A 1,860-nucleotide genomic window follows, 5' to 3' on the forward strand; every position below is an offset into this window, starting at 1 on the left:
CGGTAGCGGGCCTGGTGCCGGGGCACGCGCCGGAGAAGGTAACGGAGCGGGCACGGCCTGCGGAGCATCGGGCGGTGCGGCCTGCGCCGCCGCTTCGTCCCGTGGAGCTTCCCGCGTGTCCTCGGTATCCGAACCGGCGTGCGCGTCCGTTGCCCGCGCCGGGGGCACCACCCCGGCCACGTACTCCTGCCCGGTGTCGATGGCGCACCCGGTCAGCAGGGCGCGTACCCCGGCCAGCAGGGACGAACTCCGTTCGGCGAACGGAGTGGAGGTGACGTAGGCGTGCAGTTCATCCACGGGCCGCGTCCAGCCCACGTAGAGCAGGTGCAGCTTTTCGGCGGCGGCAGCCGCCTGCGCGTGGTGGTAGCGGTCGCCCATTTCCGGGCACAGCGGGGCCAGCAGTGGCTGTCCGTCCAGCTCCGCCACCACCAGCGGCGGGTCGGTGCGGTCGGGCTGGTGGTGGAAGGGAATCACCACCACCGGGAATTCCAGCCCCTTGGACTTGTGCATGGTCATCACCCGCACGGCGTCCATGGCTTCCGGCATGGGCACCTTTTCCTCGCCGCCGCTTTCGACCCAGAATTCCAGAAAGGTGGCCAGCGAAGTGAGGCCGCGCGATTCGGCGTTGTGCACCACTTCCAGAAAGCGGCGCACGTAGCCGATGTCCTCCGGGTGGCGCTGCGCCACGCGGAAGCGTTCGAAGATTTCGCGCACCGTGTCGTAGGGGCCCATCAGCCCGGCGCGGGCGTAGAACGGGGCCAGCCACGTTTCCCATGCCACGGGGAAGGTGGCCCGAAAATCGGCCAGCAGCCCCTTGCCGCCGCGCGGATCGTCGGCGGGGCGGGCGCAGCGGTCGGCCAGCCAGTCGCGCAGCGCGTGGTCGGAAAGCCCGCTGATGCCGCCGAACAACTCCACGCCGGTCAGCACCTCCCACAGGGCCAGCGCGTTGGGCGGGTAGTCCAGGAAGGCCAGCAGGGCCACGGTCTGGGTCACAAGGGGATGGTCGGCCAGGCGCAGGCTGTTCTCGGTCACCACCGGCACGCCCCAGTCCATGAGCCACGAGGCCACCTGCGCGGATTCGTCGTTCTTGCGCACCAGCACGGCCACGTCGCGCCACGGTCGGCGGGCGGCCAAGTCGTCCATGAACAGCGCGCGCAACTGCTGGCGCACCTTGTCGCGCAGGTCGCCGTTGTCCTCGCCGTGTACGGGCACGATGCGCACCAGCCCGCCCTGGGCAGAATCCCTGTCCGGAACCTCCTGCGCCGCCCCGGCAAAGGCCCGCGCCACCGATGCGGCGGCCTCGTCCAGCACGTGGTCGGGCGTCTTGTCGCCCAGCATGGCCGACAGCACCCCCCGCGCGCGCAGCGGGTCGTCCAGTTGCGCGAACACGGTGTTGTTGTGCCGCACGATGGCCGCGCGGCTGCGCCAGTTGCGGGGCAGGGTTTCACGCTGCGGGTCGGGAACGATGGCGGTGAGCGCGGGGGATGCCAGGATGTCGTCGAACAGGGCGGAATCGCCGCCGCGCCAGCCGTAGATGGCCTGCTTCACGTCGCCCACCCAGGTCAGCCCGCCGCCGCGCGACAGGCATTCCACTGCCAGCGGCTCGATGGCGGCCCACTGGTCTCGGCTGGTGTCCTGGAATTCGTCGATGAGGATGTGCGCAAGGCGCGTGCCCATGCGGCAGAAGGCCTCGGACACGCCGAACTCGCCGTTCAGCACGTCGCGGGCGTGCAGGGGGATGAGCGGCTGGGGCAGCTTGCCCTCGCGCCGCTGAAAGTCGGGCAGATGCGCGGCCATGGCGCGGGCCAGACCGGCCAGCGGGGCCACCTGCAAGGCGCGCTGGATGAGCCGCCCGCGCAC

The 1,860-nt window shown here is 71.1% G+C and carries 1 protein-coding gene; it reads right to left on the reverse strand.

The features are described from left to right. The coding region (locus FVW20_RS13955) for a UvrD-helicase domain-containing protein (protein WP_196610088.1) at positions 1–1,860 on the reverse strand (1,860 nt) is incomplete at both ends.

This window comes from Nitratidesulfovibrio oxamicus (assembly GCF_015731765.1).
Classification (GTDB): Bacteria; Desulfobacterota; Desulfovibrionia; order Desulfovibrionales; family Desulfovibrionaceae; genus Cupidesulfovibrio; species Cupidesulfovibrio oxamicus.